Annotated in this window: 2 protein-coding genes; one reads left to right on the forward strand and one right to left on the reverse strand. The window is 47.4% G+C overall.

Annotation, left to right across the window (positions count from 1 at the left end):
* On the reverse strand, positions 1-932 hold a 932-nt coding region (locus O9300_RS15320), incomplete at its 3' end, for an AI-2E family transporter (protein WP_287972553.1).
* 271 nt (positions 933-1203) lie between these two features.
* On the opposite strand from O9300_RS15320, the gene O9300_RS15325 reads away from it, so the two are divergent.
* Positions 1204-1874: ABC transporter ATP-binding protein (locus tag O9300_RS15325; RefSeq protein ID WP_287972552.1), on the forward strand; the 671-nt coding region annotated here is incomplete at its 3' end.

Below are 1874 nucleotides of genomic sequence, written 5' to 3' on the forward strand. Positions count from 1 at the left end.
CCGAGCAGAATCACCACCATGGGAATGGGCAGGCCGCGCCCCATTAAGATCGGTTTGAGGAAATTATCGACCAAGGTGGCGGGAATCATCCAGAGAGTAAATAATAGGGCGATGGAATTGGGTAGTGTTACCCAAGCGTGAATGAGCGCCCCCAAGACAATCAAACCGGGGCCAATTTGGAGAATGCCCAAAATTAGGGTGAGGAGAGTTAATAAACCGGCCGCAGGCGTTCCCACCGCTACTAAACCGATGCCGATCAAAAGACTCTGGATAATGGCAACGCCAATAATACCGCGGCTAACATTGCGGACGGTGGAGGCGGTAAGACTGGCCAGCGCGATTCCTCTACCCGGGGCGATCTTTTCCGCTAACCGGTTCATCAGGTGAGTCAGATTTTTAGCCGAGAGGGTGAGTGCCGCCGCAATCAGAATCGAGGCGATAAATTTCAGCACCGTCAGACCAGTACTGGTGGCCAGAGAAAGGGAGATTTTCCCCAGTTCTTTTAATTGTGGCTCGAAGCGTTGAAGAAATTGACCCGTGTTATCCGATGCCTGCTGCCAGAGACCGGCAATCCTTTCGCCGATCATCGGCCAGGTGGCCACATCGGCGGGGGGAGGGGGAATCAGCACCGCACCAGTATCGATATATTCGGCCATCGTTCGCAGATTACCCGCCAGAACTGCTGCAATGCCACTCACCGGACCGATAATAATCCCTAGACAAAGTAGGGTGAGGAGAACTGCGGCCAGTTTCGCCCGGCCAGCGAGTAACTTTTTTAACCAGAGAAAGAGTGGATACCAAGCGATCGCTAGAATTGCTCCCCAGAGGATCATGGTTAGGAAGGGACGCAGCAGGGTAAAACCAGCAAATAACAACAGGCCGAGAAAAAACAGCCGGATGACGAGATCGATAATTTTAGCGTCATTTTTCATCAATAGCGATCGCCTTTTGGCTAGATGAGGACATTTCTGCAATTATGGCAGTTTTTCGTTATGGGTAGTGATTCGCTAGTAGTGGTGAGCCGTCTTGTTTATCTGGTCAGGATTGTGTAAAGTATTTCCTCATCAAAATAATTGCCCGATAAATCTTTAAAACTGATTCTTTCAGGGTAAATCTCCTGACAAATATTTTTTGGCTCGGTGCAATGCTTACTTTGAATAGTCTTGATCGAGTAAAATCGACTAATTTAATCTGTTAACAAGGATGCAGGCAAATTTATTAGAAGTGCGGGGGGCAACCCGTCGATTTGGGGGATTAGTCGCTGTCGATGGGGTTTCCTTTCAGGTACAAAAAAACGAGATTTTTGGCTTAATTGGACCCAATGGGGCGGGAAAAACGACTTTATTTAATCTGATCACCGGTTTAATTCCCCTATCGAGTGGTGATTTAATTTATCAAGGGTACAGTCTGGCGAATTATCGTCCTCACCAGATCGCTCAGGCAGGAATTGCCCGTACTTTCCAGAATTTGCGCTTATTTGGCGAATTATCGGCTTTAGAAAATGTGGTGATCGCTGCTAACCTTCACAATAGCTCCAATCTCTGGACGGGAATTTTGGGTTTACCGGTTTCGAGAAGGGAGGAGGAAAAAACCTATAAAAGAGCAGCGGAATTATTAGATTTAGTCGGATTAACCGACCAAAGCAATCGGAAAGCCTGTAATTTAGCCTATGGTGATCAAAGACGCTTGGAAATTGCCCGCGCTTTAGCTTTGCAACCCCAGTTATTACTCCTCGATGAACCGGCAGCCGGGATGAATCCCAGCGAAAAGGGGTCATTAAGTCAGCTAATTCGACAAATTCGTGATAATTTAGCTTTAACTGTCCTGTTAATCGAACATCATGTGCCTTTAGTGATGGGATTATGCGATCGCAT

Origin of the sequence: Microcystis sp. LE19-195.1E (genome assembly GCF_027532095.1) — a bacterium.
Classification (GTDB): Bacteria; Cyanobacteriota; Cyanobacteriia; order Cyanobacteriales; family Microcystaceae; genus Microcystis; species Microcystis aeruginosa.